We start from the raw sequence: 25,949 nt of genomic DNA, 5'->3' as shown, positions 1-25,949 counted from the left end.
CGCGTTCTACGGACGGAGGAAATCGACTGTCCGCAGTTCTTCGAGATCAACTCGCCAGAACTGCGGACTTTCGGGTGGTGGCTCTAGAGGGCCAGCTCTGCTTGGACCACCTGCGCCAGACGCGCGGTCACCGACTCGGCGAGCTCAGCGGTCGGGGCCTCGGCCATCACCCGGACGACCGGCTCGGTACCCGAGGGACGCAGGAGCACGCGTCCGTCGACGCCGAGCTCAGCGCTCGCCTGCGAGATTGCTTCCTGCACAGCGGCATTGCTTCCCACAGCCGCCTTGTCGACGCCCTTGACGTTGATCATGTGCTGCGGCAGGCGGGACATGACGGTGGCAAGTTCGGCCATCGTGCGGCCGGAGGATGCGACCTGCGCCGCCAGCATGAGTCCGGTGAGCACCCCGTCACCGGTGGTGCCGACGTCGGTCAGGATGACGTGGCCGGACTGCTCGCCGCCCAGGTTGTAGCTACTGCGACGCATCTCCTCGAGCACATAACGGTCACCGACCGCGGTCTGCTTGACCGTGATGCCATGCTTTTCCATCGCCTTGTGCAGCCCCAGGTTGCTCATCACGGTGGCCACCAGGGTGTCACCCGCGAGCGCACCGCGCTGCTTCATGCCGACCGCGAGGATCGCCATGATCTGGTCGCCGTCGACCTGGGTGCCGGACGCGTCGACCGCGAGGCAGCGGTCGGCGTCGCCGTCGAAGGCCACGCCGAAGTCGGCACCCGCCTCCACGACGGTCGCCTGGAGCTTGTCCAGGTGGGTGGAGCCGTAGCCGTCGTTGATGTTGAGACCGTCGGGCTCGGCGCCGATGACGGTGACCTTCGCACCTGCGCGGCGGAACGCATCCGGGCCGACCTCGCTGGCCGCACCGTGGGCGGCGTCGATGACGACATGCAGCCCGTCGAGCGAGTGCGGCAGCGACGAGAGCAGCCGATCGGTGTAGCGCGCAGCACCTTCGGTGAACGGGCGGACGCGTCCGACGGCGGCACCGGTCGGGCGGTCGGGGGTGGCGTCCATCGCGTCTTCGATGCGGTCCTCGACCTCATCAGGCAGCTTGTGGCCACCGAGAGCGAAGAACTTGATGCCGTTGTCCGGCATCGCGTTGTGGCTTGCCGAGAGCATGACGCCGAAGTTGGCGCCGAGGTCTGCGGTGAGGAACGCGACGGCAGGCGTCGGCAGAACGCCGACGTCGTACACGTCGACTCCACTGGAGGCCAGGCCGGCGATGACCGCCGCGGAGAGGAACTCACCCGAGGCGCGCGGGTCGCGTCCCACGACCGCGGTCATGCGTTCGCCGCCGCCGGTGATCGTGCGTCCGAAGACCCTGGCTGCTGCCTCGGACAGCCGCAGCGCCTTGTCGGCGTTGATCACCGGGCCGTTGGCCAGTCCTCGTACTCCATCGGTGCCGAACAGACGCGTCACTTACTCACCTAGCTTCGATCGATGCCGGAGCCACGACGGACCCCTTGTCTGACTTGCTCACACTCCCTTGGGCTCGCAGCCCTGAGGCGGAGCATCCGGACGAGTGTACGCCCGACGGCGTCCGGTGCCACCGATCCGGCCACGGCCGACGCGCTGACCAGGCACGACGGCCTAGGATCGAGGGCGATGTCACAGCCACGCAGGGCCCTCGCCCACCCGCTGCGGTCGCGCATCGTCGCGCACCTGCGCATCGACGGTGCCGCCACCGGAGCCGAGCTGGCCCGCGTCCTGGAGACCAACACCGGCGTCATCAGCTACCACGTGCGCGTGCTCGAAGCGGCCGGCCTGGTCGAGGACACCGGCTTGGGCAACGCCAAGACCCGGGTCTGGGCGATCGCCGACGACGAGGACGACGACGAGTCCTTCGACGACGTCGCGGAGGACGACCCCACCGGGCGCTGGCTCGATCACGACTACGTCGACCATTTCGCCCAGCGGGCGCACCGCTGGATCGACGATCAGGACGCGTGGGCTTCGATCTGGCAGGAGTCGTGCGGCCTGCGCGATGCGCCGGTCCTGGCGACCGAGGAACAGTTCGTCGCTTATCTGGCCGAGCTGGACGAGCTCAACGAGCGCTACCGACGCATCGGTGCGGGTAGCCCTGGAGCCAAGCGGGTGGCGGTCTTTCTCGCGCCGTATCCCGTCGACCCGCCGCAGTAGCTCGTTGGGCCTTCGGGGCCGGGCCTTCGGGGCCGGGCCTTCGGGGCCGGGCCTTCGGGGCCGGGCCTTCGGGGCCGGGCCTTCGGGGCCGGGCCTTCGGGGCCGGGCCTTCGGGGCCGGGCCTTCGAGTGGTCGCCATTTCGGGCGGTTCCGTATCGCCTTCCGGCGCCGGACTCCCCGTTGGCCTGAGTTTTCAAGCAGGCTTCGAAGGAGAGGAGGCGCGGGCTCTTGGTGCCGTGTTGCGTCCTTGAGTGGTGCGGCGATGCGCACCTTGCGCACGGATGCGCAGGTTACGTACGCACGCCCGGGTTACGTCCGGATGCGCACGTTATAACCTGCGCATCCGGACGCAGCGCGGGCACCTGTACATAACCTGCGCATCCGTACGTACGGTGCGCATCGATGACGGCCGAGAAAGGCGAGAAAGCGTCGAAACCCGGGCATCCCTCCTCGTCCGAAGCCTGCTTGAGCACCGGACGCCACGAGAAGTCCGGCGCCGGAAGGCGATACGAAACCGGCGCAAGAAGACAGAACAGAACGACGAACGCCCCGTCGCACTGAGCGACGGGGCGTTCGAGGAAAAGCGTCGGATCAACGCTTGGAGTACTGCGGTGCCTTACGGGCCTTCTTGAGACCGGCCTTCTTGCGCTCCGGGACGCGAGCGTCACGGGACAGGAAGCCTGCCTTCTTCAGGGCCGGACGGTTGAGCTCCTCGTCGACACCGTTCAGCGAACGGGCGACACCCAGGCGGACGGCGCCGGCCTGGCCGGAGGGGCCACCGCCGTGGACGCGCACGAGCACGTCGTATGCGCCGTCGAGCTCGAGCAGCGTCAGCGGCTCGTTGACGATCTGCTGGTGCACCTTGTTGGGGAAGTAGGCCTCGAGCGTGCGGCCGTTGATCTTCCACTCGCCCGTTCCCGGGACGATGCGGACGCGGGCCACGGCCTGCTTGCGGCGGCCGGTGGCACCGCCCGGTGCCGAAGCGGACGGGCGGCGGGTCGGCTCGCTCGTCGGGGCCTCGGTGGACTCGCTGGTGTACGAGCTCAGGGTGGGCTCGTCGGCCTCGAGGGCCTCGTTGTCGATCTGCTGGTCAGCCACGATTCTCCTTGAAAACTATGTAACCGGGGGCGCTTACTGCGCGACCTGGTTGATCTCGAACGGAACGGGCTGCTGCGCAGCGTGCGGGTGTTCGGAACCCGTGTAGACCTTCAGCTTGGCCAGCTGGTTGCGGCCGAGCGAGGTGTGGGGCAGCATGCCGCGGACGGCCTTCTCGACGGCCTTCGCCGGGTCCTTGGCCATGAGCTCGGTGTAGGACACCGACTTCAGGCCACCCGGGAAGCCCGAGTGACGGTAAGCGCGCTTCTTCTCCAGCTTCGCACCGGTCAACGCGACCTTGTCGGCGTTGATGATGATGACGAAGTCACCGGTGTCGATGTGCGGAGCAAAGGTCGGCTTGTGCTTGCCGCGCAGCAGCGTCGCGGTCTGGGCCGCGAGGCGGCCGAGAACGACGTCGGTGGCGTCGATGACGTGCCACTTGCGGTCGGCCTGAGCGGCGACGGTCGTGGGCGTGTAGGTACGCACTCGTCTTTCCTTCTGGTCTGTCGGGTGGTCCGCTCGGTGGAGCGGATCGGCCTGCCGCACTGGGCGCAGGCAACTGTTCAATGATAGGGAGCGCACGAGCGTCCACCCAAATCGGGCGATTCCCTTGCGTAGCAACGAAATCAAACCGCTTGGGGCGACGACCGCGCACTGCCGGACGATCAATTGCACAACTTCTGTGCAAAAAGTCCACGCGGCGGTGGCATCGCGCGCGGCCTCGAACCGCGGCTGATCAATCGAGCGTGCGCACCGATCGAGCCTGTTGGGCGCGATCGGCCAGCTCGGCGTCCGGCGGATAGGCAACTTCTTCGAGGCTGAGGCCGTGCGCCGGCATCACCGCCACACCGGGATCACGGACGGCGGCCGTCAGCACCTGTGCGGGCCAGTCGACAGGACGCCGCCCCTCCCCGACCGGGACGATCGCACCGACCAGGGCACGCACCATCGAGTGGCAGAAGGCGTCCGCGACGACAGTGCCTTCGAGCACACCGTCAGCAGCGCGCGCCCAGTCGTGGCGCAGCAGCGTCCGGACGGTGGTGGCACCTTCGCGCTTCTTGCAGAAGGCGGCGAAGTCGTTGAGCCCCAACAGTTTCGCGGCTGCTTCGTCCATCGCGTCGAGGTCGAGGGGGGACTTGATCCAGACGGTGTCGCGCCGGCGCAGCGGGTCACGGAACGCGTCGGCGTCGGCGATACGGTAGAGGTAGCGACGCGAGCTGGCAGAGAAGCGAGCGTCGAAGCCCGGCCGAGCAAGCGACACTGAATGGACGACGACGTCGTCCGGCAGCACTCCGTTGAGACGCGTGACTGCGGCGTCCACCGGGTCGCGGTCCGAGCGCCCGGGCAGCTTGGCCAGCAGTTCTTCGTCGACGTCCAGGTGGCAGACCGAACCGCGCGCGTGCACGCCTGCGTCGGTACGTCCGGCGACCGTGAGTTTGGGTGCATCGGCGCGCAGGATCGTCGCCCAGGCCTTGGCCAGTTCGTCCTCGACCGTGCGCCGTCCGGGTTGCGCAGCCCAGCCGGAGAAGTCCGTGCCGTCGTAGCCGAAATCCACCCGTAGTCGCACGTCGGCAGCCTAACGACTCGCGGAGCCGGTGGCCGCCCTGAACCGCAAAGGGATGTTTGCAAGTCGTCATGGACGATGCACTGACCCACCGCGAGGCCATCGCGGCCCACCGAACCAGTTCAACTACGTCGGCGGACTCCTCGGCGCCGTGATGACCGGGGCCGTGGGCAACGACAACCTGCGCCTCGGGTTCGCGGTGCCGATGGTGCTCGTTGCTGGCGATCCTGCCGCTGGCCAAGGCTTTTCGAACCTGAGTGTCGGCAGCGGCGTCTACCCTGAGGACCGTTCCGAATCCTGAGGGGAAAGCAATGGACGTACGCCGGCGCAGCCATCGAGCCACCCGACTGCTCGCACTCGCCCTCGCCGGGTCCCTCCTTGCCGGGTGCAACGGGATCGACACGTCGGTGACCCCGGCGCCCACGTCGAGCGGCACGTCCGAACCGAGCGGCCCGGACACATCGCCGTCCGGCGATCGGCCGTCGGAACCGAACCTGCCTCCCGTGCCCGACAAGCCGTCGGATCTGTCTGCGGCACAGTCGAACCCGGTCGAGGACAGTTACTACCCGCACCGCGGTGAGCCCTACCTCGACACTCTCCACTACGACCTCGCGCTCGACTGGAAGCCCAGCACGAAGACGCTCAGCGGCAAAGCGAAGATCACCTTCCGGGTCACCGAGCAGCGCACCCACGTCCAGTTCGACCTCGGTTCCCCGCTCACCGTCAACGCGACCACTCTCGACGGAAAACCGGTCACCTCGAGCCGCGGCGACAGCGTCCTCAAGATTGCGACCGGCATGCTCGACAAGGGCAGCCGCCACGAACTCGTGGTCGACTACTCCGGCACCCCGGCGCCCGTCCCCGCACCGTCCAAACGCAGCGACCAGGACGAAGGGCTCGGCTTCACCGTGTCGCCCGACGGCACCGCCTGGACGATGCAGGAGCCGTTCGGGGCGTTCACCTGGTACCCGGTCAATGACCAGCCGGCCGACAAGGCGTTCTACGACGCGACACTCACTGCTCACGAGGGCACGAAGGGCGTGTTCAACGGTCGCCCCGGCCCGGAGAAGGTCACCGGCGAGACCAGCGTGCGCAGGTTCCACCTCGATCAGCCGGCATCGTCCTACCTGACCACTGTGGCCTTCGGTGATTACGCGCTGCTCACCGACAAGGGTCCTCGCGATCTGCCGCTGTTCTACTGGTACCGCCCCGATCGCTCCGACCGAACGCGTGTCGTCGACGGTCTGAAGAAGTCGCCCGAGATCCTGACCTGGCTGGAGAAGTACCTCGGGCCCTACCCGTTCGCGACCGGCGGCTCGCTGATGGTGCCGTCGGATTCGGCTATGGAGACCCAGACGATGAACACGATGGGCGACAGCACCGCGAATCAGCGCGAATACTTCCTGCCCACCCTCGCCCACGAGTACGCACACCAGTGGGTCGGTGACGTCATCTCCCCGGTCGACTGGCGTGACGTGTGGCTGAACGAGGGTCTGGCTCTCTTCCTCCAGGCGAAGTACGAGGACCACGCCGGCTTCTCGCCGTACGAGATGACGATGAGTGGTTACCGGTCGATGGAACCCGGTCTGCGCCGTCAGTCCGGCCCTCCCGGCAAGTACGACAAGGACGACTTCGCAGCCTCCAACGTCTACGTGTGCGGGGCCGTGATGTACGACCGCATGGCCACCGCCTACGGCGACAAATTCTGGGCGGCGCTCAAGACCTGGCCGTCGGTCAAGAAGTACGGCAACGTCACCCGCGACGACCTCATCAAGCACTTCAGTGACAAGATCGGCGTCGATCTGAAGACCTGGATCACCACGTGGTTGGAGAGCGAGACGACGCCGACGCAAGAGCCGCCGGCCGCCTGACAGATGGGTGCGGATCCACGGTGGTCGAGTAGGCGCGACCCACGGTGGTCGAGTAGGCGCGACCCACGGTGGTCGAGTACGTGCGGATCCACGGTGGTCGAGTAGGTGCGGAGCGTTAGCGGAGTGCCGCGATCGAGACCACGCCACCTCGACGGGGAAGCGCTCAGAACGGGGCGGCTGCGATCCAGTCGTACAGCTCGGAGTAGCTCAGCGAGCCATCCTTCGTGCCCACCTGGATGTGGATGTCCTTCTTGTCAGCAGCGTTGTACCGCACCAGGATCCAGCTGCCCGCCACCGGATCGTTGAGGTGGTAGCTACGCAGCTTCGTGCCGTGCGCGACGACCGGGAGCGGTGGGACGCCGTCGACCATCGCGTCCTGTGCGCGTTGCCCGTCCCCCGGCTTGTAGACCACCAGATCGACATCGATCACCGGCTTGCTCGGTCCCTGCTGCCGCACCGCGCAGATGAACCGGTACGAGCTCTGCACCTTACGGAACGACTTATCCTCGTCGTTCGGCGAACACAGCATGTTCTGGTAGCCCTCGGCCGACGGTGACTGTGGGAAAAGGTTCGGCCACATCGCCAGCACCGGAGCACCCTTGCGCCACAGATCGTCCTCGGTGGGCTTCGTGCTGGTCGAAGCGGTCGTGCGAGTGGCGGTGGTCGTGCCGATCACCATCCGTTTCTGGTCCGCGTCCGCCCCCAGCACCTGCCACAGTCCGACTCCGCCGACCCCGAGGAGCGCAGCAACACCGACGGCCGGCAGGAGCATCCGATTCCGCTTCGTCGCAGCAGGCACGGCAGGGGCCGCCAGGCTCGTCCGGAAGTGCTGCATCAACTGCGCACAGTTGTCGTACCGATCAGCAGCGTGCTTGCTCATCGCCCGCTGCAGTGCGACGGCCGCGGCCTTCGGAATGTCGGGACGCTCGACGTCCGCCGAAGGTATCGGGGCGTTCAGGTGACCCATGATCGCCGTCCGCGCCGGGCCGGGGTACGGGCCGTGGCCGGTCAGCAGGGCGAACACGGTGCACGCCAGGGAGTACTGGTCGGACCGCCCGTCGGTCGGATCACCGGCGAGTTGTTCCGGGGACGCGTACGCCGCGGTCGCCCGGACGCCGTCCAGGCTGCCGGTGATGTCGACCGGCGCGGTGGAATCCTCGCCGGGCGAAGTACCGCCCACGTCCGCTGCTTGTTCCAACCGGGCGATGCCGAAGTCGGTGATCAGCGCACGTTCGGACTGCCCGTGCTCGGCGCGGGCAAGCATGATGTTGGCAGGCTTCACGTCGCGATGCACCACGCCGCGGCGGTGTGCAGCGTCCAGTGCTTCGGCGATCTGCGTCCCGATGTGCACCACACGACCCAGCGGCAGCGGACCGTCGCTGCGCAGCAGGCTGTCGGCGTCCACCCCGTCGATGAGTTGCATGGAGATCCACGGGTGGCCGTCCTCGATGCCGCGATCGAGCACTCCGACGATGTTCGGGTGGTCCAGCCGCGCGATGGTCTCGGCCTCGCGCTCGAAGCGGGCAGCGGCACCTTGGTCGGTGGCGTCCGCCGTCAGTAACTTCAGCGCCACCTGGCGTGGCAGGCGCGGATGATCGACCGCGTACACCGCGCCCATGCCACCGGCGCCCAGACGTCGTTGCACCCGGAAGCCGGCGAAGATCTCCCCCTGCCGGAGCGTCCTGCCCATGACGCAGGACCCTAGTTGCAGATTCGGCAGATGCGAACCGGCGCCGCTCCCTCTCGGGAACGACGCCGGTCACGCGTGCGTGAGGACTCAGGCCTCCTGCTGGACCTTTTCGCCATCGGCCGGCTCGGAGCCGGCCGCAGCGTCCTCGGTGTCGCCCAGGGGCGCGGGAGCGGTCGCCTCGTCAGCAGCCTCCGCGTCCTTGGCGGAACGCTTGGTGGCAGCCTCGGCCTCGGCGACGACAGCGCGCTTCGGCTTGGCGTTGACGGGCTCGCGGACGAGCTCGATCACGGCCATCGGCGCGTTGTCGCCCTTGCGCGGCGCGATCTTGGTGATGCGGGTGTAACCACCCTGACGGTCGGTCATGTCCGGCGCGATCTCGACGAAGAGACGGTGGACGACACCCTTGTCACGAATGACGGTCATCACGCGACGACGGGCGTGCAGGTCACCGCGCTTGGCGAAGGTGATCAGACGCTCGGCCAGCGGACGAAGGCGCTTGGCCTTGGCCTCGGTGGTGGTGATCCGGTCGTGCTCGAACAGCGACTGCGCCAGGTTGGCGAGGATGAGCCGCTCGTGCGCGGGACCGCCACCGATGCGGGGGCCCTTGGTAGGGGTAGGCATGATTTCTCCTGTTGGTCTTTGCTACGCGAAAAGCGTTGCGGCTCAGTACTGCTCGTCCTCGGCGAAGCTGATCTCGTCAGCGTCGTCCTCGTAACGGTCGGCAATCGCGCTCGCGTCGAACCCGGGCGGGCTGTCCTTGAGCTGAAGGCCCATCTCGTGCAGCTTGTCCTTGACCTCGACGATCGACTTCGTACCGAAGTTGCGGATGTCGAGAAGGTCGGCCTCACTGCGTCCGACGAGCTCACCCACGGTGTGGATGCCCTCGCGCTTGAGACAGTTGTACGAGCGGACGGTGAGATCGAGGTCCTCGATCGGCAGTGCCATGTCGGCGGCCAGCGCGGCGTCGGTGGCCGACGGACCCATGTCGATGCCCTCAGCCTCGACGTTGAGCTCGCGAGCCAGACCGAACAGCTCGACCAGCGTCTTACCGGCCGACGCCATCGCGTCGCGGGGAGCCATCGAGTTCTTGGTCTCGACATCGACGATCAGCTTGTCGAAGTCGGTGCGCTGCTCGACACGGGTGGCTTCCACCTTGTAGGTGACGGCCAGCACCGGCGAGTAGATCGAGTCGACCGGGATGCGACCGATCTCCTGGTCTGCGGACTTGTTCTGGTTGGCCGAGACGTAGCCGCGACCGCGCTCGACGGTCAGCTCCATCTCGATCTTGCCCTTGTCGTTCAGGGTGGCGATCACCAGGTCGGGGTTGTGCACCTCGACACCGGCCGGCGGCGCGATGTCCGCCGCGGTGACGACGCCCGGGCCCTGCTTGCGCAGGTACATGACGACCGGCTCGTCGTGCTCGGAGGAGACGACCAGACCCTTGATGTTCAGGATGATCTCGGTGACATCCTCCTTGACCCCGGGGATCGTGGAGAATTCGTGCTGCACACCGTCGATGCGCAGGCTGGTGACCGAGGCACCCGGGATGCTCGAGAGCAGGGTGCGACGAAGGGAGTTGCCGAGGGTGTAACCGAAGCCCGGCTCGAGCGGCTCGATGACGAACCGGGAGCGGTTCTCGGAGACAACTTCCTCCGAGAGGACGGGACGCTGTGCGATGAGCACGTTGTTTCCTTTCCACAGGCGACCGCTATTTGACGCCTGACGAAACCTGATCGGGCTCTGTCCCCCGGATCAGGGTTGTGCCGTGAAGACCGACCGATTCCCGGGTTCGCTTGCAGGACAAGCGAACCCGAGAAGTCGAATCAGTTCTTCGAGTAGAGCTCCACGATGAGCTGCTCGGTGAGCGGCACGTCGATCTGCTCGCGGGTCGGCAGCTGGTGGATCAGCACCTGCAGGCTGCCCGGGACGACGTGCATCCACGCCGGGATCGGACGGTCGCCGACGGTCTCGCGGGCCAGCTGCAGCGGGAACTTCTCGCGCGACTTCTCACGGACGGTGATGATGTCGTACTGCTCCACGCGGTAGCTCGGGACGTCGACGCGCACGCCGTTGACCTCGAAGTGACCGTGGCTGACCAGCTGGCGGGCCGCACGACGGGTGCGGGCCAGACCGGCGCGGTAGATCACGTTGTCGAGGCGCGACTCGAGGATGATGAGCAGGTTCTCACCGGTCTTGCCGGAGCGGCGAGCCGCTTCCTTGTAGTACCGGACGAACTGCTTCTCCATGACGCCGTAGGCGAAGCGAGCCTTCTGCTTCTCCTGCAGCTGGGTCAGGTATTCCTTCTCCTGCACCCGACCGCGGCCGTGCTGGCCGGGCGGGAAGGGACGCATCTCGAAGTTCTTGTCGCCGCCGACGAGGTCGGTCTTGAGGCGACGCGACTTCTTGGTGATGGGACCGGTGTAACGGGCCATGTCATTTTCTCCTTGAAGTTCTCGTCAGCTCAGCTGCGACGCTTGGGCTGGCGGACACCGTTGTGCGGCTGCGGGGTGACGTCGGAAATCGCGCCGACCTCGAGGCCGGCCGCGGCCAACGAGCGGATCGCGGTCTCGCGGCCCGAACCCGGGCCCTTCACGAAGACGTCGACCTTGCGCATGCCGTGATCCATGGCGCGGCGGGCAGCAGCCTCAGCAGCCATCTGGGCGGCGTACGGGGTGGACTTACGCGAGCCCTTGAAACCGACCTGACCGGCCGAGGCCCACGAAATCACTGCACCGGTGGGGTCAGTGATGGAAACGATGGTGTTGTTGAACGTGCTGCGGATGTATGCGTGACCAGCGGCAACGTTCTTCTTCTCCTTGCGGCGCACCTTCTTGGCGCCCGCAGCCGTACGGCTCTTGGGAGGCATGAACTTTCTCCTACGGGTAAGACTTCAGCGAATGGGTTGGCACGCGAGTGCGTGCCCGACTGGCCGGAAGGCCTGGATTACTTGGCCTTCTTCTTGCCGGCGACCGTCTTCTTCGGACCCTTGCGAGTACGAGCGTTGGTCTTCGTGCGCTGGCCGTGGACCGGCAGGCCACGGCGGTGGCGCAGGCCCTGGTAGGAACCGATCTCCACCTTGCGGCGGATGTCCGCGGCAACCTCACGTCGCAGGTCGCCTTCGAGGCGGTACTGCTCCAGGTTGTCGCGAAGCTTGACGAGTTCCTCTTCGCTGAGGTCGCGAACCCGGGTGTCCGGGTTCACGCCCGTGGCGGCGAGCGCCTCGGCGGCGCGGGTCTTGCCCACACCGTAGATGTACGTGAGGCCGACCTCGACGCGCTTGTCGCGCGGCAGGTCGACACCGATGAGTCGTGCCATGTCGGCTTTCTCCTGTGCTTTTCGTCCGGAGGTCTGGTGCAGTCGCCGGTCCCGTGTTCACTCAGGAGTGAGTGGTGCGGGTCTTCGGCCTCCGAGCCGAAGGTGACGTCCTGTTCCTCAGCTGAGGAACGGGGGTCGGGCGCTGCGATGGTTCGCCTCGTCCAGGTGAACGGGGCGATCTTCAGTTTTTCGTCTGCGTCTTGCTCGAAGACACGACTCGTGCGGGTTTGGTCAGCCCTGGCGCTGCTTGTGGCGAGCGTTCTCGCAGATGACCATGACCCGGCCGTTACGGCGGATCACCTTGCACTTGTCGCAGATCTTCTTGACGCTCGGCTGGACCTTCATCTGCCTACTGTCTTCGGATCAGGCCGCGACTCACCCATCACTGGACAGGTCTCGGCGGTGTGCGATTGCGATCAGCGGTAGCGGAAGACGATGCGGCCGCGGGTCAGGTCATACGGGGAAAGCTCGACCACAACACGGTCCTCGGGGAGGATCCTGATGTAGTGCTGACGCATCTTTCCCGAGATGTGTGCGAGCACCTTGTGACCGTTCGTGAGCTCCACCCGGAACATTGCGTTCGGGAGAGCTTCGACGATCGTGCCCTCGATCTCGATGACACCGTCCTTCTTGGCCATATCCTCCACATACTCACTGGTCAACGGTTCCGCCCCGGATGGGCGGCCCTGTGGTTGCGGATCGGGGTGTTGTCAAGACATACCGAACCGACGCACCAGCTTACGCCGGGTGGCCCACTGCGCCCAAATCGAGCGGATTCGGGTGGGCTCAGCGGACGATGCGGTCGGGCGTGTCCTCGCCGAGGGCCAGCAGGTGCAGGTCGTCCGCGGTGATCAGCAAAGTCGCGACCGCGTACTCGACCAGCACCATCCGACGGTTCACGGCAAGATCGCTCTCCGATCCGCGCAGACCGCGGACGCCGGCGCGCGCGAGTTTGTCGCACACGTTGTCGAGCTTGCGGTTGAACTTGGTCTGCGTCCACCCCAGTCGCTTGGCGGCGTCGGCGGAGGTCGGGATCTGCCACGCACCCGACCCGCTGTACTTCAGCATCGGCTCGGCGAGTGCGACGATCGCCTGCAGCTGCGAGACGGTGAAGGTCGTCGGCGCGATCGTGGTCTTGCCGCGGCCGGGATCGACGACATGCGGCGTGGACTCGAAGATGTCGGTGTTCGTGGTGAGTTCGAGTTCGTAGGTGGTTGCGCCCGCGGAGAAGGTGACCACCGACGGCGAGAACACGATCGGGACGCCGGCACCGGGCGCGACGGTCGAGCGCATCAGGCCGCTGCCGCCGGTGATGGTCGCGGGCAACCTACTGCCGACGTTGTGCATCCACCACAGCCCGTCGCGATGCGCGAACTCCAGGAAATGACGGTGCAGGTACCCGTTGTCGTCCAGTTCGAGGTCGCCGGTGCGCCCGACGGTGAACGTGCGTTCCGGGGAGACCTCGAAGATCTCGCCTGCGAAATCGATCGTGAGTCTCGCCCCTGACATGGGCGTCAGTGTGCCACGGACTCAGGACGGATAAATCGTCACGGCCGTCGCCTTCACCGAGTAGAAGGCGCGCTTGCCCGGGTACAGGTCCAACTCCCCCACCGAGGACGCGGTCAGGTCGGCGAGCAGGGTGTGTCCGGCGCGGTCGTGCGCGCGTACCCGCACCTGCGCATCCCGCGGTTCGAGCTCGACGACGGTGACCTCGAAGGTGTTGCGCGGACTGCCGTGCGGCGGCGTCTCGTACACGGCGACGGCGTTCGGGCTGAAGACCGCGAGCGCCGACTCCCCCGTCGCGAGCTGCTCGGTCGGTGCCCCGGAGACGTCGACACCGTGCGCATCGACCAGGTGGGTTCCGGACGCTGCGGTGCCGTTGATCAGGTTGAGTCCGGCGATACGAGCGGTGAACGGAGTACGCGGGCGGGCGATGACGTCCTGGGTGGGGCCGTCCTCGACGATTCGTCCGTGGTCCAGCACGATCAGCCGGTCGGACAGCAGCAAGGCGTCGAGGACGTCGTGGGTCACGATCAGCGCGGACCTGTCGGCGAGCACCCGCTTGAGAACGCGACGTAACAACGGGGCGGCTGCGACGTCGAGGGCCGCCATCGGTTCGTCGAGCAGCAGCAATGACGGTCTTGCGGCGAGCGCCCGCGCGATCGCGACCCGTTGCGCCTGCCCACCGGAAAGCTGCGCCGGCCTGCGGTCGACGAACTCGGACGCGTCGACCTCGTCGAGGAAGGTCTCGGCGGTGGCGCGTGCCTGCTTCGCCGTCGCGCCCGACGCCCGTGGGCCGAAGGCGACGTTGTCGAGCACCGACAGGTGCGGGAACAGCAACGGATCCTGGGCCAGCAGGGTGACCCCGCGGGCGTGCGGCGGCACGAAGGTCCTCTCGTCGAAGAGCGTGCGATCGTCGAGGACGGCGCGGCCGGTGTCGGGACGCAACAGCCCGGCGATAAGCGACAGCACCGTCGACTTGCCGGCGCCGTTCGGGCCGAGGATCGCGACGTGCTCCCCCGGCTTCACCTCGAGCGCGACGTCGAGCCCTCTGGTTTCGTGGGATGCCCGCAGCGACAGAGCCCCGGTCATCGGTCCCGCCTGCCCTGCGCCAGTGCGACGACGAGCACCGCGACCACGACCAGGACGAGGGAGAGCGCGACCGCGGCGTCGGCGTCCGACTCACGTTGCAGGTAGATCTCCAATGGCAGGGTGCGGGTGACTCCCTGCAGGCTGCCGGCGAAGGTCAGGGTTGCCCCGAACTCACCGAGCGAGCGGGCGAACGCGAGCACCGCTGCGGACAACACCCCGGGCAGCACCAGCGGCAGCGTCACCCGGATGAGCACGAAGGTCGGCGTGCCGCCGAGTGTGGAAGCCACCTGTTCGTAACGCTGACCGACGCTGCGCAACGTGCCTTCGAGGCTGAGCACGAGGAAGGGCAGCGCCACGAAGGTCTGGGCGAGGACGACTGCGGTCGTCGAGAACGCGATCTGTACGCCCAGGACGTCGAGCGTGCTGCCCAGCAGACCGCGTCGCCCGAACGTGTAGAGCAGCGCGATACCGCCGACCACCGGCGGCAGTACGAGGGGTAGGAGCACCAGCGATCGAACGACACGTTGTCCGGGAAAACTGTTGCGCGCCAACACCATTGCCATGGGGGCGCCGAGAATCAGACAAAGGACGGTGGAGGCGCTCGAGGTCCTCAGGCTGAGGACGAGAGCGTCCCGCGACGCATCCGAGGTGACCAGTCCGGGGAAACGCGCCCAGTCGACCTTCGCAATCATCGCGACCAGCGGCAGCAGCACGAACACCGCCCCCAGGGCCGCGGGTGCGTAGACCCACCGCGGCAGGCCGGTGTAGTCCGATCGCCGCGTTGTGCGCACGGGTTCGCGCCTCACTCGACCCGGAACGCTTGCTGGAAGCCGGCGTGCCCCAGGACACTCTGCCCCTTCGGCGCGGCAACCGCACCGATGAATGCCTTCGCCAGATCGGACTGCTCGCTCGCGCGGAGGACGGCGATCGGGTACTTGTTACGCGCCGCCGTCGACTGCTCGAAGTCGATGCCCTCGACCTTGCCCGCCGCGCCCCTGACATCGGAGTGGTAGACGAGGCCGGCGTCCGCCTCGCCGGTGACGACCTTGTTCAGCACGTCGGTGACCGACGACTCCTCGCTCACCGGTTTCAGGGTGAGGCTCGCGGCACGCAGCACCTTCAGGGTCGCTGAACCACACGGCACCTGCGGCGCGCAGACCACGACCTTGATGCCGCTCCCGGTGAGGTCGGCGAGTGAGTTGATCTTCCTCGGGTTCCTCGGCGGCACCGCGATCTGCAGGATGTTCGAGGCGAACACCGTGGAGCCGCCGGCCAGCAGTCCGTCGTCCGCGACCTTCTTCATGTTCGCTGGATCTGCCGATGCGAAGACGTCGGCCGGCGCGCCCTGTTTCAACTGAGTGGCGAGGTCGGAGGACCCGGCGAAGTTGAACTCCACCGTCACGCCGGGGTTCTTCTCCTCGAAGGTCGCGCCGATCTCGGTGAAGGCCTGTTTCAGCGAGGCCGCCGCGTAGACCCGCAGGACCTTCGCGTCCGGTTCGTCGCCGGAGCAGCCGGTGGTACCAGCGGCCACTGCCACGCACACAACGACCGCCGAGAATATCTTCACGAGATGCCCCCGGCGGTCTCGACGATGACATTGGTCGACTTCACGACGGCGACCGCGACCGAACCGGGTTCGAGGCCGAGTTCGCGGGCGGCCTCGCTCGACATGAGCGACACGACGCGGAAGGGTCCGCACTGCAGTTCGACCTGCGCCATCACCTTGTCCATCATGACCTCGGTCACGATGCCGACGAACCTGTTGCGCGCCGAACGTCCGACGGACGACGGGTCGGCCATGGCGCCGGACGGGTGCTCCTTGGCGAACTGTGCGAGGACGCGTCCGTCGATCACCTTGCGATTGCTGGCGTCCGTCGTTGCCGGGAGGCTGCCGTTGTCGACCAGCCGGCGGACCGTGTCATCACTGACCCCGAGGAACGCAGCGGCGTCCTTGATCCGTATCTGCGGCATTGTCGAATGCTACAGGTCTCATTTGCGGAGATCTGTGCATGAGTCGCTTCGAGCATGCCAGCGGTTTCGGCGCGTGCCCCTTCGTCCCTCAGGCGCCCGGCTCAACCAGCGAAAAGGTTCGGCTCACCCGTCCCCGCTGGTTGAGCCATACGCCCGACGAAGGAGGGCGTATGCGCCGAAACCACGGTGAGATGCGCTGGTAGGCGACCACAGAAGCTTCCGAGAAAATCAGCGGTCCCGGCGCGAGGTCAGTCGGCGAGCGGGCCGAAGGGCAGGCCGCGGGCTTCCAGTTCGGCTCGTCCACCGTCCAGAGAAGTCAGCACCCACAGACCGTCGTCGGTCAGCGCTACCGTGTGCTCCCAGTGCGCCGCCCGCGATCCGTCCTCGGTGACGACCGTCCAGTCGTCGCCCAACTCGTGGGTCTCGTAGGTGCCGAGCGTCACCATCGGCTCGATCGCGACTGTCGCGCCGGCGCGGATCTGCGGGCCCTTGGCCTTCACGCGCTCGTTGTAGACCGTCGGCTCCATGTGCATCTCACGGCCGATGCCGTGGCCGGTGTAACCGTCGACGATCTCGAACGCGACCTCGAGCCCGTCGGCGTTCATCGCCTGCTGCGAGGCTTCGATGGAGTCCTGGATGTCGCCGCCGAGTTCGTAGATGCCGCGGCCGGAACGCAACCCGCCGATGCCCGCCCACATCGAGTCGTGCGTCGCCTTCGAGAGCGCGACGTCCTGCGGCCGGGCGTGCAGGTCACCGCCGACGATCAAGGAGATCGCCGAGTCGCCGTGCCAACCCTCGACGATCGCGCCGCAATCGATGGAGACCAGGTCGCCGTTGTTCAACAGCCGCTCACCCGGGATGCCGTGCACGACTTCCTCGTTCACCGAGATGCACAGCGAACCCGGGAAGCCCTGGTATCCCAGGAAGGACGGCGTCGCACCCTGCGCACGGATGAACGCTTCGGCGAGCGCGTCGAGGTCGCCGGTGCTGATGCCGTCGACCGCCGCGGCCCGCACCTCCTGCAGGCACTGCCCCACCACGAGGCCGGCCTTGCGCATGAGCCGCAGCTGCTCCGGCGTCTTGACCGGCAGCTTCTCCTTGCCGAGTCCGAACATCACGTGCTTACTGCGCCACCTTCGCCAACGCGCCTTCGATGCGCTCGGTGACCTCGTCCATCTCACCCTCGCCGTCGACGGCGACCAGCAGGTCGCGCTCGCGGTAGAGCGTGGTCAGCGGCTGCGTCTCCCGGACGTAGATCGCCTGACGGTCGCGGATGACGTCCTCGGTGTCGTCGGTGCGGCCGGAGGTCTGGGCACGCTTGAGCAGACGGGCGATGAGTTCCTCGTCGTCGACCTCGAGCTCGAGCACGGCGTCGATCTTCTTGCCCTCGGCGGCGAGCATCTCGTCCAGCGCCTGGACCTGGGCCGGCGTGCGCGGGTAACCGTCGAGCAGAAAGCCGTTCTGCGCGTCGTCCTGCTTCAGGCGGTCGGCCACGATGGCGTTGGTGAGGTCGTCGGATACGTAACCACCGGCGTCCAGGATCGACTTCACCTGCTTGCCGAGTTCGGTCTCGTTCTTGATGTTGGCGCGGAAGATGTCACCGGTCGAGATGTGCGGGATCTCGTGGCGCTGCGTGATGCGCTCGGCCTGCGTGCCTTTGCCGGCGCCGGGCGGGCCGATGATGATCAGTCGCATCTAGCGAACCTCCGAGTTCAGGGTCGAGTTGCCTCGACCATGGGAAACACATGGAAACACTGGGCGCAGCCTACCGAGCGGCACGGCCCCGCTGCCTCGCAGGTCAGGTGCCGGACACTGCGGCACGACTCAGGAGTGCGGCCCTGTTTCGCCGCGATCGGCCAGTGCAGCCGGCGTACCGTCGCCCTCGATGGCCACCGGCGAGGCGTCACCCTCTGCCATGAGGTGCTGCATCTGCTCCGGACGCAGCGTCTGCGCGGTCGGGGTGTCGCCGACGATCGCGTTGTGGCTGCGGTGCCAGAACAGGTAGCGCGCGCCGAGGTTGACCATCGCGGCAGCGCGGTTGCGGACCCCGAGGAGCGTGAACACGTGCACTCCGGTCCACACCACCCACGCCGGAAAGCCTTGCATCCGAGGCAGATTCGTCGCTTCGGCCACTGCGGAACTGCGTCCGATGGTGGCCAGGATGCCCTTGTCCTTGTACTCGAACGGGGCGGTCTGCTCACCGTTCATCTCGTTGCGGATCAGTTTGGCGACGTACGCGCCGCCCTGGAGCGCGGGCTGCGCGAGCTGCGGCAACGCGCGGTCGCCGTCCTCGACCGAGATGTCTCCGACCGCGAACACGTTCTTCAGTCCCTTGACCCGCAGGTGGTCGTCGACCTCGATGCGTCCGCCCCGCCCCTGCGGCACGCCCCAGTTCGCCACCTCGTCCGGCGCCTTGATCCCGCTGGCCCAGATGACCACACCGGCCGGGATGAACTCGCCGTCGTTCACGACGACGCCGTCGCTGCGCACCTGCTTCACCGTGGTGTTGAGGCGCAGGTCGACGTCACGCTTCTCCAGCGAACGGCGCGCGTAGTCGCGGCTCTTCTCGCCGAACGCAGCCAGTAGGTGCGGCGCCATCTCGATCAGCGTCACGTGCGTGCGGCTGCGTTCGAGCTCGGGGTAGGTCACCGGCATGTCGTTGTTGCGCAGTTCGGCCAACGCGCCGGCGGTCTCCACACCGGTCGCTCCCCCACCGACCACCACGACCCGGACGTCCTCGCCCTTGCGGTGCGCGGCGGCGTACTCCAGCCCGGTGAACAGACGATCACGCACCTCGAGCGCCTGCGCGCGGGTGTAGAGCGGCAGTGCGTGCTCGTCGGCGCCGGGGATGCCGAAGAAGTTCGCGGTCACGCCGGTGGCGATCACCAGGTGGTCGAAGTCGACGGACTCCCCGCCCTCAAGCTTGACCTGTCGGGCGCCGTGGTCGATCGTCTCGACGTCGCCGTTGATGAACCGGACCCGCGGATTGTGCTCGCGCACCGCACGCAGGAACCACGTGACATCGCCGGGGTTCAGGGTGGCGGTGGCCACCTGGTACAGCAACGGCTGAAAGGTGTTGTACGTGTGCCGGTCAATGAGGATGACATCGACATCCACCTTGCGCAGTGCCCGGACGGTCGACAGACCTCCGAACCCACCACCGAGGACGACGACGCGCGGCTTACGACCAGTGTGCTCACCCATGCCCTAAGCCTAGGCGGATCCGATCGGCTACCCAGCGTTCCAGGGATGTGATCTACGCACCTCGCCGCGCTGTCGCGATGCGGGACGGTCGGCCCGCGTGAGACGACCTATCGCAGGAAACCTTCGTAGTGATGCTGCTGCAGCTTGGAGTCGATCTGCTTGACCGTCTCCAGACCGACACCCACGAGGATGATGATCGAGGCGCCACCGAACGGGAAGTTCTGGTTGGCGTTGACCAGCGCCAGCGCGACCAGCGGGATCAGCGCGAGGACGGCGATGTAGAGCGCACCGACCGCGGTGATGCGGTTCAGCACGTAGCCGATGTACTTCGCGGTCGCCGAGCCGGCGCGGATGCCCGGGATGAACGAGCCACCCTGCTTGAGGTTGTTGGCGACGTCGTCGGGCTGATAGGTGATCGAGACGTAGAAGAACGTGAAGAAGATGTTCAACAGCGTGTAGATCGCCATGTACAACCAGTGGTCACCGCGGGCCAGGTGTTCGTTGACCCACAGCCCCCAGCCTTTGGTCTGGTCGGCGAAGGTCGCGAGCATGACCGGCAACGACAGCAACGAGCTGGAGAAGATGATCGGGATCACGTTGGCCATGTTGACCTTGAGCGGGATGTAGGTGGATGTGCCACCGTACGAACGGCGTCCGATCATCCGCTTGGCGTACTGCACCGGGATACGGCGCTGACAGTTCTCCACGAACACGACGGCCACGGTGATCGCCATACCCAGCAGGCAGACGAGGATGAACTTGCCCCAGCCCTGGTCCTTGATAGCCCAGACGGAGCCGGGGACGGCGGCAGCGACAGCCACCAGGATCAGCAGCGACATACCGTTTCCGACACCGCGCTCGGTGACCTGCTCACCCAGCCACATGACCAGACCGGTACCGGCGGTCAGCACGAGCACCATGATGATCAGCGTCGGCAGACTCTTGTCGGTGGTGATGGTGGAACAGGTGTCGGCCGTTCCGCCGATGAGTCGATAGGGGGCGTTCGCCGCGCCGGTGACCAGCGTCGAGGACTGCAGCAGGGCCAGGCCGATGGTCAGATAACGCGTGTACTGCGTCATCTTGGTCTGACCGGACTGGCCTTCCTTCTTCAGTTCCTCGAAACGCGGGATGACCACCGTCAACAGCTGCACGATGATGCTCGCGGTGATGTACGGCATGATGCCGAGCGCGAACACCGAGAACTGCAACAGGGCGCCACCGCTGAACAGGTTGGCCAGGCCCAGCAGGCTCTGCTGACCGCTCGCCGCGGACTGACAGGCCTGCAGCAACTGGTAGGAGATGCCCGGGGTCGGCACGTGCGAGCCGAGTCGGAACAACGCCATGATCGCCAGCGTGAACAGGATCTTCTTGCGCAGGTCGGGCGTTGTGAACGCCCGTCCGAAGGCAGAAAGCAAAGGATCCTCCTGAGCAAGCGCCGCCGCGGCGGCAGCCGGCCGATCCCGGCCGAAGTCGAATGTGCCGCGCCGGTGCGCGCAGCCTGGGAAAACTAGCGGAACTCTACTTGTAACGAATATCCGCAGACGACTGTGCCCCAGGACGATCGGGCCGTTGCGGGCCCGCCGCCTGGGGCGACAGTCATCGGGTCTGCCGACCGATCACGCTGCGGTGATCGAACCGCCGGCGGCCTCGATCTTGTCCTTGGCCGAAGCCGAGAACTTGGTCACGGTCAGGTCGACCTTGACGGAGATCTCGCCGGTGCCGAGCACCTTGACCGGCTGGCCCTTGCGGACCGCGCCCTTGGCCACGAGATCGTCGATCGTCACGGTGCCGCCCTCGGGGAACAGCGCCGAGATCTTGTCGAGGTTCACGACCTGATAGGTCACCTTGAACGGGTTCTTGAAGCCCCGCATCTTCGGCAGACGCATGTGCAGCGGCGTCTGGCCACCCTCGAAACGCTCCGGCACCTGGTACCGAGCGCCGGTGCCCTTGGTACCGCGTCCGGCGGTCTTACCCTTGGAGCCCTCACCACGACCGACACGGGTCTTGGCGGTCTTGGCACCGGGGGCAGGACGCAGGTGGTGCACCTTCAGTGCGTGCGTTTTCTGCTCGTTGTCAGCCATCAGTCAATCTCCTCAACGGTCACCAGGTGGCGCACCGCGCGGACCATGCCACGGATCTCCGGGCGGTCCTCCTGCTCGACGGTGTGGCCGATGCGCTTGAGGCCCAACGTCCGCAGGGTCTCGCGCGCCTTCGGCTTGTTACCGATATCCGAACGGATCTGGGTCACCTTCAGCGTTGCCATCACGCACCTGCCTTCTCAGCGGACTTCTCCGCAGCAGCAGCGGCCATGGCGCGCTGCAGCGCGACCGGGGCGACGTGGTCCAGCGGCATACCGCGGCGAGCCGCGACAGCCTCGGGACGCTCGAGGCCCTTGAGGGCCGCGACGGTGGCGCCGACGATGTTGATCGCGTTGTCCGAGCCGAGCGACTTGGACAGCACGTCGTGAACACCGGCGCACTCCAGGACGGCGCGCACCGGACCACCGGCGATGACACCGGTACCGGGAGCAGCCGGACGCAGCAGGACGACGCCTGCAGCAGCCTCACCCTGGACCGGGTGCGGCACGGTGCCACCGATCATCGGGACGCGGAAGAAGTTCTTCTTCGCCTCCTCGACAGCCTTGGCGATGGCGGCCGGAACTTCCTTGGCCTTGCCGTAGCCGACACCCACGGTGCCCTGGCCGTCGCCCACCACGACGAGCGCGGTGAAGCTGAACCGGCGACCACCCTGCACGACCTTGGCCACGCGGTTGATCGCGACGACGCGCTCCAGGTACTGGTTGCGGTCGTCGTTCTGGTTGCCACGACGGTTGTCGCGACCGCCGTCACGTCCACCACGGCCACCACGGCCGCCGCGGTCGTTGGCGTTGTTGTTGTTGTCGCTGTTCTCGGGGCCGCCCTGGGCGGAGCCAGCGGCACCTCGACGCTGGGGTCCAGCCATCAGTGGTTCCTCTTCTCAGCAGTGTTGGTCATGTGCATCACAGCGTCAGACCACCCTCGCGGGCGCCGTCGGCGATGGCGGCGACACGACCGGCGTACCGGTTACCGCCGCGGTCGAAGACGACAGCCTCGATACCGGCGTCCTTGGCGCGAGCAGCCAGCAGTTCGCCGACCTTCTTCGCCTTGGCGGTCTTGTCACCGTCGAACGAGCGCAGGTCGGCCTCCATGGTCGACGCCGACACGAGGGTCTTGCTCTCGGTGTCGTCGACGATCTGCACGAAGACGTGACGCGAACTGCGGTTCACGACCATACGGGGACGAGCGGTCGTACCCGAGACGCGCTTGCGCAGACGGAAGTGACGACGGTTACGAGCAGCAGCCTTGCTGTTCGAACGCTTGACGATACGTGCGTTTGCCATGGCTTACTTACCGGCCTTTCCGACCTTGCGGCGGATGTGCTCACCCTCGTAGCGCACGCCCTTGGCCTTGTACGGGTCGGGCTTGCGCAGCTTGCGGATGTTCGCAGCAACCTCGCCGACCAGCTGCTTGTCGATGCCAGTGACCGAGAAACGGGTCGGGTTCTCGACGGCGAACGTGATGCCCTCGGGAGCCTTGACCGTGATCGGGTGGCTGTAGCCCAGAGCGAACTCCAGGTCGGAGCCCTTCGCGGTCACGCGGTAACCGGTGCCGTGGATCTCGAGCTTCTTGGTGTAACCCTCGGTGACGCCGACAACCATGTTGTTGATCAGGCTGCGGGTCAGTCCGTGGCGCGAACGCGATTCACGCTCGTCGTTCGGGCGCGACACCTCGACGGTGCCGTCCTCGCCCTTGGCGACGGTGATCGGCGACGGAACGGTCAGGGCGAGCGAGCCCTTGGGGCCCTTCACCGCGACGTCCTGACCGTCGATGGTCACGTCGACACCGCTCGGCACGGGAACCGGAAGACGTCCAATACGAGACATGTCTTATTCCTCCTTCGTTCCCGGATTACCAGACGTAAGCGAGGACTTCCCCGCCTACACCCTTGGAAGCGGCCTGCCTGTCGGTCAACAGGCCGGACGACGTCGAAATGATCGCGACACCCAGTCCACCGAGAACCTTCGGCAGGTTGGTGGACTTTGCGTACACGCGCAGACCGGGCTTGCTCACGCGGCGGACGCCGGCGATGGAGCGCTCCCGGTTGGGGCCGTACTTGAGGTCGATGATCAAGGTCTTGCCCACGGTCGCTTCTTCGACCCGGAAGTCCGCAATGTATCCCTCGGACTTGAGGATCTCGGCGATGTGAGACTTGAGCTTCGAAAACGGCATCGACGTCGAGTCGTGGTGCGCCGAGTTGGCGTTCCGGACTCGGGTCAGCATGTCCGCAATCGGATCTGTCATGGTCATTGGGCTGTCCCGCCCTCCCTCACCGCGGTTTCAGCTCGCGATTGTTCGCGGCCGACCTTCGGTGTAGATCTGAAACTGATGAATGAGTGTGCTGTCGTTCCGTCGCCGTAGCGACGGATCACCAGCTGGACTTGGTGACGCCGGGCAGTTCGCCGCGGTGAGCCATCTCGCGCAGGCAGATACGGCACAGGCCGAACTTGCGGTACACCGAGTGCGGGCGACCGCACCGGTTGCAGCGCGTGTACGCGCGAACCGCGAACTTCGGCTTGGCGTTCGCCTTGTTGATCAGGGCCTTCTTCGCCATGTCACTTCTCCTTGAAAGGGAAGCCGAGCTGACGCAGCAGCGCGCGACCCTCGTCGTCGTTGGCAGCAGTGGTGACGACGGTGATGTCCATGCCACGCACGCGGTCGATCTTGTCCTGGTCGATCTCGTGGAACATCGACTGCTCGTTCAGACCGAAGGTGTAGTTGCCGTTGCCGTCGAACTGCTTCGGCGACAGGCCACGGAAGTCGCGGATACGCGGGAGAGCAACCGAGACCAGGCGGTCCAGGAACTCCCACATGCGGTCGCCGCGCAGCGTGGTGTGCGCACCGATCGGCATACCCTCGCGCAGCTTGAACTGCGCGATCGACTTGCGGGCCTTGGTCACGGCCGGCTGCTGACCGGTGATGGCGGCCAGGTCCTTGATGGCACCCTCGATCAGCTTGCTGTCACGGGCGGCGTCACCGACACCCATGTTCACGACGACCTTGACCACGCCGGGCACCTGCATGACGTTCGCGAAGTTGAACTCGCTCTGCAGGGCCTGCTTGATCTCGTCGTTGTAGCGCTGCTTGAGGCGCGGCATCGATTGGGTGGTGGTTGCGGTTTCAGTCATCACAGGTCCTTACCCGAGCGAACGGACACGCGGGTCCGGACGGTCTTGTTGCGACCGTCGCGATCGACGGTCTCGACACGGGTCTTGATGCGGGTCGGCTTGCCGGTCTCGGGGTCGACGATCATCACGTTCGACACGTGGATCGGCGCCTCGACGACCTGGATGCCACCGCTGGCCTGGCCCGGCTGGCCGGCGCGCAGGTGCTTGGTGACGCGGTTGACGCCTTCGACGACCACACGCTCGGTCTCGGAGTTCACCGAGATGACCTTGCCCTGCTTGCCCTTGTCGGGCCCGCTGATGACCTGAACCAGGTCGTTCTTCTTGATCTTCATCTTCGCCATGAGTCAGAGCACCTCCGGTGCGAGCGAGATGATCTTCATGAACTTCTTGTCGCGCAACTCGCGGCCCACCGGGCCGAAGATGCGGGTGCCACGGGGGTCACCGTCGTTCTTGAGGATCACCGCGGCGTTCTCGTCGAAGCGGATGTAGCTGCCGTCCGGACGACGGCGCTCCTTGCGGGTGCGGACGATGACGGCCTTGACCACATCGCCCTTCTTGACGTTGCCACCCGGGATGGCGTCCTTGACGGTCGCCACGATGGTGTCACCGACGCTGGCGTAGCGACGACCAGAGCCACCGAGCACACGGATGCAAAGGATTTCCTTGGCACCGGTGTTGTCGGCGACCTTCAGTCGCGACTCCTGCTGGATCACAGTTCTTCTCCTGTCGTCTCACCGGTTCTCGAGACCCGATCGGGTCCGAGCCTTGCGGAACGGATACATGTACATCTCAGGTTCGGCGCTCTCATGTCGACGCTCCGTGGGATCCACGGAGCGGAAGCATGTGCGTGAACGCTGAGGGTTTGGGCGCCGTACAGCGACAGTCCAGTCTACGGTCTGTCGCCGTACGGCTCCAAATCACGTCGTCGCAGCCAGGTGCTGAACACCCACCACGACGACGAAGATCACTTCGCCTTTTCGAGGATCTCGACCACGCGCCAGCGCTTCTGCGCCGACAGCGGACGAGTTTCCATGATCAGGACGCGGTCACCGACGCCACACGAGTTGTCCTCGTCGTGCGCCTTCAGGCGGTGCGTCTTGCGCATGACCTTGCCGTAGAGCGCGTGCTTGACGCGGTCCTCGACCTCGACAACGACGGTCTTGTCCATCTTGTCGCTCACCACGAAACCCTGACGGGTCTTGCGGTAGTTACGGTCTCCACCGTGTCCGAGGTTGTCGGTCACCGTTTCCTGCTCCGTCTTCTCAGCCAT

General features: G+C 66.4%; 35 protein-coding genes. 3 read left to right on the top strand and 32 right to left on the bottom strand.

The genetic code is table 11. The features are described 5' to 3' along the window. Window positions 1–83 precede the first annotated feature (83 nt). Entirely contained in the window at window positions 84–1,433 is a 1,350-nt protein-coding gene (gene glmM, locus FB459_RS05370; RefSeq protein ID WP_141927705.1) for a phosphoglucosamine mutase, read from the bottom strand. Between the two features lie 186 nt (window positions 1,434–1,619). Here glmM and FB459_RS05365 point away from each other — a divergent pair, with 186 nt between their 5' ends. Then, complete coding sequence (locus tag FB459_RS05365) at window positions 1,620–2,153, top strand: winged helix-turn-helix domain-containing protein (RefSeq protein WP_141927704.1); 534 nt, start codon at window positions 1,620–1,622, stop codon at window positions 2,151–2,153. 591 nt (window positions 2,154–2,744) lie between these two features. Here the strand turns inward: FB459_RS05365 and rpsI are convergent. The 3 genes from rpsI to truA form a co-directional block, all read right to left on the bottom strand. Next, the gene (gene rpsI, locus FB459_RS05360) at window positions 2,745–3,251 is read right to left on the bottom strand and encodes a 30S ribosomal protein S9 (protein WP_129626130.1); all 507 of its coding nucleotides are present in this window, start codon (window positions 3,249–3,251) and stop codon (window positions 2,745–2,747) included. 33 nt (window positions 3,252–3,284) lie between these two features. After that, the gene (rplM, locus tag FB459_RS05355) at window positions 3,285–3,734 is read right to left on the bottom strand and encodes a 50S ribosomal protein L13 (protein WP_129626128.1); all 450 of its coding nucleotides are present in this window, start codon (window positions 3,732–3,734) and stop codon (window positions 3,285–3,287) included. A 250-nt stretch (window positions 3,735–3,984) separates the two neighbouring features. Then, on the bottom strand, window positions 3,985–4,815 hold the full coding sequence (truA, locus tag FB459_RS05350; RefSeq protein WP_141927703.1) for a tRNA pseudouridine(38-40) synthase TruA: 831 nt from the start codon (window positions 4,813–4,815) through the stop codon (window positions 3,985–3,987). Between the two features lie 163 nt (window positions 4,816–4,978). Here truA and FB459_RS18030 point away from each other — a divergent pair, with 163 nt between their 5' ends. Next, entirely contained in the window at window positions 4,979–5,113 is a 135-nt protein-coding gene (locus FB459_RS18030) for a hypothetical protein (RefSeq protein ID WP_281279531.1), read from the top strand. A gap of 202 nt (window positions 5,114–5,315) precedes the next feature. Next, a complete protein-coding gene (locus FB459_RS05340) occupies window positions 5,316–6,683 on the top strand; it encodes a M1 family metallopeptidase (protein WP_170221733.1) in 1,368 nt (455 codons plus the stop codon). Window positions 6,684–6,846: 163 nt separating this feature from the next. On the opposite strand, the gene FB459_RS05335 is transcribed toward FB459_RS05340, so the two are convergent. The 28 genes from FB459_RS05335 to rpsQ all read right to left on the bottom strand — a co-directional run bounded on the left by FB459_RS05335 (window position 6,847) and on the right by rpsQ (window position 25,949). Further along, entirely contained in the window at window positions 6,847–8,373 is a 1,527-nt protein-coding gene (locus FB459_RS05335) for a serine/threonine-protein kinase (protein ID WP_141927701.1), read from the bottom strand. An 87-nt stretch (window positions 8,374–8,460) separates the two neighbouring features. Then, entirely contained in the window at window positions 8,461–8,994 is a 534-nt protein-coding gene (gene rplQ, locus FB459_RS05330) for a 50S ribosomal protein L17 (protein WP_129626118.1), read from the bottom strand. A 42-nt stretch (window positions 8,995–9,036) separates the two neighbouring features. Further along, entirely contained in the window at window positions 9,037–10,056 is a 1,020-nt protein-coding gene (locus FB459_RS05325) for a DNA-directed RNA polymerase subunit alpha (RefSeq protein ID WP_129626116.1), read from the bottom strand. Between the two features lie 140 nt (window positions 10,057–10,196). Further along, window positions 10,197–10,805, bottom strand: a complete 609-nt coding sequence (rpsD, locus tag FB459_RS05320) for a 30S ribosomal protein S4 (RefSeq protein WP_129626114.1) — start codon at window positions 10,803–10,805, stop codon at window positions 10,197–10,199. 29 nt (window positions 10,806–10,834) lie between these two features. Continuing rightward, the gene (gene rpsK / locus FB459_RS05315) at window positions 10,835–11,239 is read right to left on the bottom strand and encodes a 30S ribosomal protein S11 (RefSeq protein ID WP_129626112.1); all 405 of its coding nucleotides are present in this window, start codon (window positions 11,237–11,239) and stop codon (window positions 10,835–10,837) included. Window positions 11,240–11,316: 77 nt separating this feature from the next. Further along, window positions 11,317–11,688 (bottom strand): 30S ribosomal protein S13, encoded by a 372-nt coding sequence (gene rpsM, locus FB459_RS05310; protein ID WP_129626110.1) that lies wholly within the window; start codon window positions 11,686–11,688, stop codon window positions 11,317–11,319. Between the two features lie 231 nt (window positions 11,689–11,919). After that, window positions 11,920–12,033: a 50S ribosomal protein L36 gene (rpmJ, locus tag FB459_RS05305; RefSeq protein ID WP_019286332.1), complete on the bottom strand. Its 114-nt coding sequence runs from the start codon at window positions 12,031–12,033 to the stop codon at window positions 11,920–11,922. Between the two features lie 71 nt (window positions 12,034–12,104). After that, window positions 12,105–12,326 (bottom strand): translation initiation factor IF-1, encoded by a 222-nt coding sequence (infA, locus tag FB459_RS05300; RefSeq protein ID WP_006946284.1) that lies wholly within the window; start codon window positions 12,324–12,326, stop codon window positions 12,105–12,107. A gap of 148 nt (window positions 12,327–12,474) precedes the next feature. Then, window positions 12,475–13,197, bottom strand: a complete 723-nt coding sequence (locus FB459_RS05295) for a hypothetical protein (protein ID WP_141927700.1) — start codon at window positions 13,195–13,197, stop codon at window positions 12,475–12,477. Between the two features lie 21 nt (window positions 13,198–13,218). Then, entirely contained in the window at window positions 13,219–14,280 is a 1,062-nt protein-coding gene (locus FB459_RS05290; protein ID WP_129626106.1) for a sulfate/molybdate ABC transporter ATP-binding protein, read from the bottom strand. Continuing rightward, the gene (locus tag FB459_RS05285; RefSeq protein WP_246092328.1) at window positions 14,277–15,071 is read right to left on the bottom strand and encodes an ABC transporter permease; all 795 of its coding nucleotides are present in this window, start codon (window positions 15,069–15,071) and stop codon (window positions 14,277–14,279) included. Before FB459_RS05285 ends, FB459_RS05290 begins: the two co-directional genes overlap by 4 nt. 11 nt (window positions 15,072–15,082) lie before the next feature. After that, window positions 15,083–15,811: a molybdate ABC transporter substrate-binding protein gene (gene modA / locus FB459_RS05280; RefSeq protein ID WP_246092327.1), complete on the bottom strand. Its 729-nt coding sequence runs from the start codon at window positions 15,809–15,811 to the stop codon at window positions 15,083–15,085. A gap of 32 nt (window positions 15,812–15,843) precedes the next feature. Next, window positions 15,844–16,251 carry a TOBE domain-containing protein gene (locus FB459_RS05275; RefSeq protein ID WP_141927698.1) on the bottom strand — a complete coding sequence of 136 codons (408 nt, stop codon included), beginning with the start codon at window positions 16,249–16,251 and terminating at the stop codon, window positions 15,844–15,846. A 248-nt stretch (window positions 16,252–16,499) separates the two neighbouring features. After that, the gene (gene map / locus FB459_RS05270; protein WP_141929430.1) at window positions 16,500–17,366 is read right to left on the bottom strand and encodes a type I methionyl aminopeptidase; all 867 of its coding nucleotides are present in this window, start codon (window positions 17,364–17,366) and stop codon (window positions 16,500–16,502) included. Window positions 17,367–17,373: 7 nt separating this feature from the next. Then, the gene (locus FB459_RS05265; RefSeq protein ID WP_205744761.1) at window positions 17,374–17,946 is read right to left on the bottom strand and encodes an adenylate kinase; all 573 of its coding nucleotides are present in this window, start codon (window positions 17,944–17,946) and stop codon (window positions 17,374–17,376) included. A gap of 129 nt (window positions 17,947–18,075) precedes the next feature. Then, on the bottom strand, window positions 18,076–19,455 hold the full coding sequence (locus FB459_RS05260) for an NAD(P)/FAD-dependent oxidoreductase (protein ID WP_141927697.1): 1,380 nt from the start codon (window positions 19,453–19,455) through the stop codon (window positions 18,076–18,078). A 107-nt stretch (window positions 19,456–19,562) separates the two neighbouring features. Beyond that, on the bottom strand, window positions 19,563–20,870 hold the full coding sequence (gene secY / locus FB459_RS05255) for a preprotein translocase subunit SecY (protein WP_141927696.1): 1,308 nt from the start codon (window positions 20,868–20,870) through the stop codon (window positions 19,563–19,565). Between the two features lie 201 nt (window positions 20,871–21,071). After that, window positions 21,072–21,536 (bottom strand): 50S ribosomal protein L15, encoded by a 465-nt coding sequence (gene rplO / locus FB459_RS05250; RefSeq protein WP_129626096.1) that lies wholly within the window; start codon window positions 21,534–21,536, stop codon window positions 21,072–21,074. Then, window positions 21,536–21,718 carry a 50S ribosomal protein L30 gene (gene rpmD / locus FB459_RS05245; RefSeq protein WP_129626094.1) on the bottom strand — a complete coding sequence of 61 codons (183 nt, stop codon included), beginning with the start codon at window positions 21,716–21,718 and terminating at the stop codon, window positions 21,536–21,538. Before rpmD ends, rplO begins: the two co-directional genes overlap by 1 nt. Next, window positions 21,718–22,416 (bottom strand): 30S ribosomal protein S5, encoded by a 699-nt coding sequence (gene rpsE, locus FB459_RS05240; protein WP_129626092.1) that lies wholly within the window; start codon window positions 22,414–22,416, stop codon window positions 21,718–21,720. The genes rpmD and rpsE overlap by 1 nt, the downstream gene beginning before the upstream one ends. A 37-nt stretch (window positions 22,417–22,453) precedes the next feature. Continuing rightward, window positions 22,454–22,834 carry a 50S ribosomal protein L18 gene (rplR, locus tag FB459_RS05235; protein ID WP_141927695.1) on the bottom strand — a complete coding sequence of 127 codons (381 nt, stop codon included), beginning with the start codon at window positions 22,832–22,834 and terminating at the stop codon, window positions 22,454–22,456. A gap of 3 nt (window positions 22,835–22,837) precedes the next feature. Then, entirely contained in the window at window positions 22,838–23,377 is a 540-nt protein-coding gene (rplF, locus tag FB459_RS05230) for a 50S ribosomal protein L6 (protein ID WP_129626089.1), read from the bottom strand. A gap of 25 nt (window positions 23,378–23,402) precedes the next feature. Beyond that, window positions 23,403–23,801 carry a 30S ribosomal protein S8 gene (gene rpsH, locus FB459_RS05225; protein WP_129626087.1) on the bottom strand — a complete coding sequence of 133 codons (399 nt, stop codon included), beginning with the start codon at window positions 23,799–23,801 and terminating at the stop codon, window positions 23,403–23,405. Window positions 23,802–23,919: 118 nt separating this feature from the next. After that, window positions 23,920–24,105, bottom strand: coding sequence for a type Z 30S ribosomal protein S14 (locus tag FB459_RS05220; RefSeq protein ID WP_115923839.1), 186 nt, complete (start codon window positions 24,103–24,105; stop codon window positions 23,920–23,922). 1 nt (window position 24,106) lies between these two features. After that, window positions 24,107–24,679: a 50S ribosomal protein L5 gene (gene rplE, locus FB459_RS05215; protein WP_141927694.1), complete on the bottom strand. Its 573-nt coding sequence runs from the start codon at window positions 24,677–24,679 to the stop codon at window positions 24,107–24,109. Beyond that, window positions 24,679–25,020 carry a 50S ribosomal protein L24 gene (rplX, locus tag FB459_RS05210; RefSeq protein ID WP_211345133.1) on the bottom strand — a complete coding sequence of 114 codons (342 nt, stop codon included), beginning with the start codon at window positions 25,018–25,020 and terminating at the stop codon, window positions 24,679–24,681. The genes rplE and rplX overlap by 1 nt, the downstream gene beginning before the upstream one ends. A 3-nt stretch (window positions 25,021–25,023) precedes the next feature. Beyond that, entirely contained in the window at window positions 25,024–25,392 is a 369-nt protein-coding gene (gene rplN / locus FB459_RS05205) for a 50S ribosomal protein L14 (protein ID WP_129626083.1), read from the bottom strand. Window positions 25,393–25,643: 251 nt separating this feature from the next. Further along, window positions 25,644–25,949 carry a 30S ribosomal protein S17 gene (gene rpsQ / locus FB459_RS05200; RefSeq protein WP_141927693.1) on the bottom strand — a complete coding sequence of 102 codons (306 nt, stop codon included), beginning with the start codon at window positions 25,947–25,949 and terminating at the stop codon, window positions 25,644–25,646.

Source organism: Yimella lutea, from assembly GCF_006715095.1.
Classification (GTDB): domain Bacteria; phylum Actinomycetota; class Actinomycetes; order Actinomycetales; family Dermatophilaceae; genus Yimella; species Yimella lutea.
Note: the sequence above shows the minus strand (reverse complement) of the source record. Positions and strands in the feature narration are given on the sequence as shown.

Coding starts and splice junctions, on each gene's coding strand:
- FB459_RS05365 (WP_141927704.1), top strand. CDS start 1,620: ATGTCACAGCCACGCAGGGCCCTCGCCCACCCGCTGCGGTCGCGCATC.
- FB459_RS05335 (WP_141927701.1), bottom strand. CDS start 8,373: ATGGGCAGGACGCTCCGGCAGGGGGAGATCTTCGCCGGCTTCCGGGTG.
- rplQ (WP_129626118.1), bottom strand. CDS start 8,994: ATGCCTACCCCTACCAAGGGCCCCCGCATCGGTGGCGGTCCCGCGCAC.
- rpsD (WP_129626114.1), bottom strand. CDS start 10,805: ATGGCCCGTTACACCGGTCCCATCACCAAGAAGTCGCGTCGCCTCAAG.
- rpsK (WP_129626112.1), bottom strand. CDS start 11,239: ATGCCTCCCAAGAGCCGTACGGCTGCGGGCGCCAAGAAGGTGCGCCGC.
- rpsM (WP_129626110.1), bottom strand. CDS start 11,688: ATGGCACGACTCATCGGTGTCGACCTGCCGCGCGACAAGCGCGTCGAG.
- rpmJ (WP_019286332.1), bottom strand. CDS start 12,033: ATGAAGGTCCAGCCGAGCGTCAAGAAGATCTGCGACAAGTGCAAGGTG.
- infA (WP_006946284.1), bottom strand. CDS start 12,326: ATGGCCAAGAAGGACGGTGTCATCGAGATCGAGGGCACGATCGTCGAA.
- FB459_RS05295 (WP_141927700.1), bottom strand. CDS start 13,197: ATGTCAGGGGCGAGACTCACGATCGATTTCGCAGGCGAGATCTTCGAG.
- FB459_RS05290 (WP_129626106.1), bottom strand. CDS start 14,280: ATGACCGGGGCTCTGTCGCTGCGGGCATCCCACGAAACCAGAGGGCTC.
- FB459_RS05275 (WP_141927698.1), bottom strand. CDS start 16,251: ATGCCGCAGATACGGATCAAGGACGCCGCTGCGTTCCTCGGGGTCAGT.
- map (WP_141929430.1), bottom strand. CDS start 17,366: ATGTTCGGACTCGGCAAGGAGAAGCTGCCGGTCAAGACGCCGGAGCAG.
- FB459_RS05265 (WP_205744761.1), bottom strand. CDS start 17,946: ATGCGACTGATCATCATCGGCCCGCCCGGCGCCGGCAAAGGCACGCAG.
- FB459_RS05260 (WP_141927697.1), bottom strand. CDS start 19,455: ATGGGTGAGCACACTGGTCGTAAGCCGCGCGTCGTCGTCCTCGGTGGT.
- rplO (WP_129626096.1), bottom strand. CDS start 21,536: ATGGCTGACAACGAGCAGAAAACGCACGCACTGAAGGTGCACCACCTG.
- rpmD (WP_129626094.1), bottom strand. CDS start 21,718: ATGGCAACGCTGAAGGTGACCCAGATCCGTTCGGATATCGGTAACAAG.
- rpsE (WP_129626092.1), bottom strand. CDS start 22,416: ATGGCTGGACCCCAGCGTCGAGGTGCCGCTGGCTCCGCCCAGGGCGGC.
- rplR (WP_141927695.1), bottom strand. CDS start 22,834: ATGGCAAACGCACGTATCGTCAAGCGTTCGAACAGCAAGGCTGCTGCT.
- rplF (WP_129626089.1), bottom strand. CDS start 23,377: ATGTCTCGTATTGGACGTCTTCCGGTTCCCGTGCCGAGCGGTGTCGAC.
- rpsH (WP_129626087.1), bottom strand. CDS start 23,801: ATGACCATGACAGATCCGATTGCGGACATGCTGACCCGAGTCCGGAAC.
- FB459_RS05220 (WP_115923839.1), bottom strand. CDS start 24,105: ATGGCGAAGAAGGCCCTGATCAACAAGGCGAACGCCAAGCCGAAGTTC.
- rplE (WP_141927694.1), bottom strand. CDS start 24,679: ATGACTGAAACCGCAACCACCACCCAATCGATGCCGCGCCTCAAGCAG.
- rplX (WP_211345133.1), bottom strand. CDS start 25,020: ATGGCGAAGATGAAGATCAAGAAGAACGACCTGGTTCAGGTCATCAGC.
- rpsQ (WP_141927693.1), bottom strand. CDS start 25,949: ATGGCTGAGAAGACGGAGCAGGAAACGGTGACCGACAACCTCGGACAC.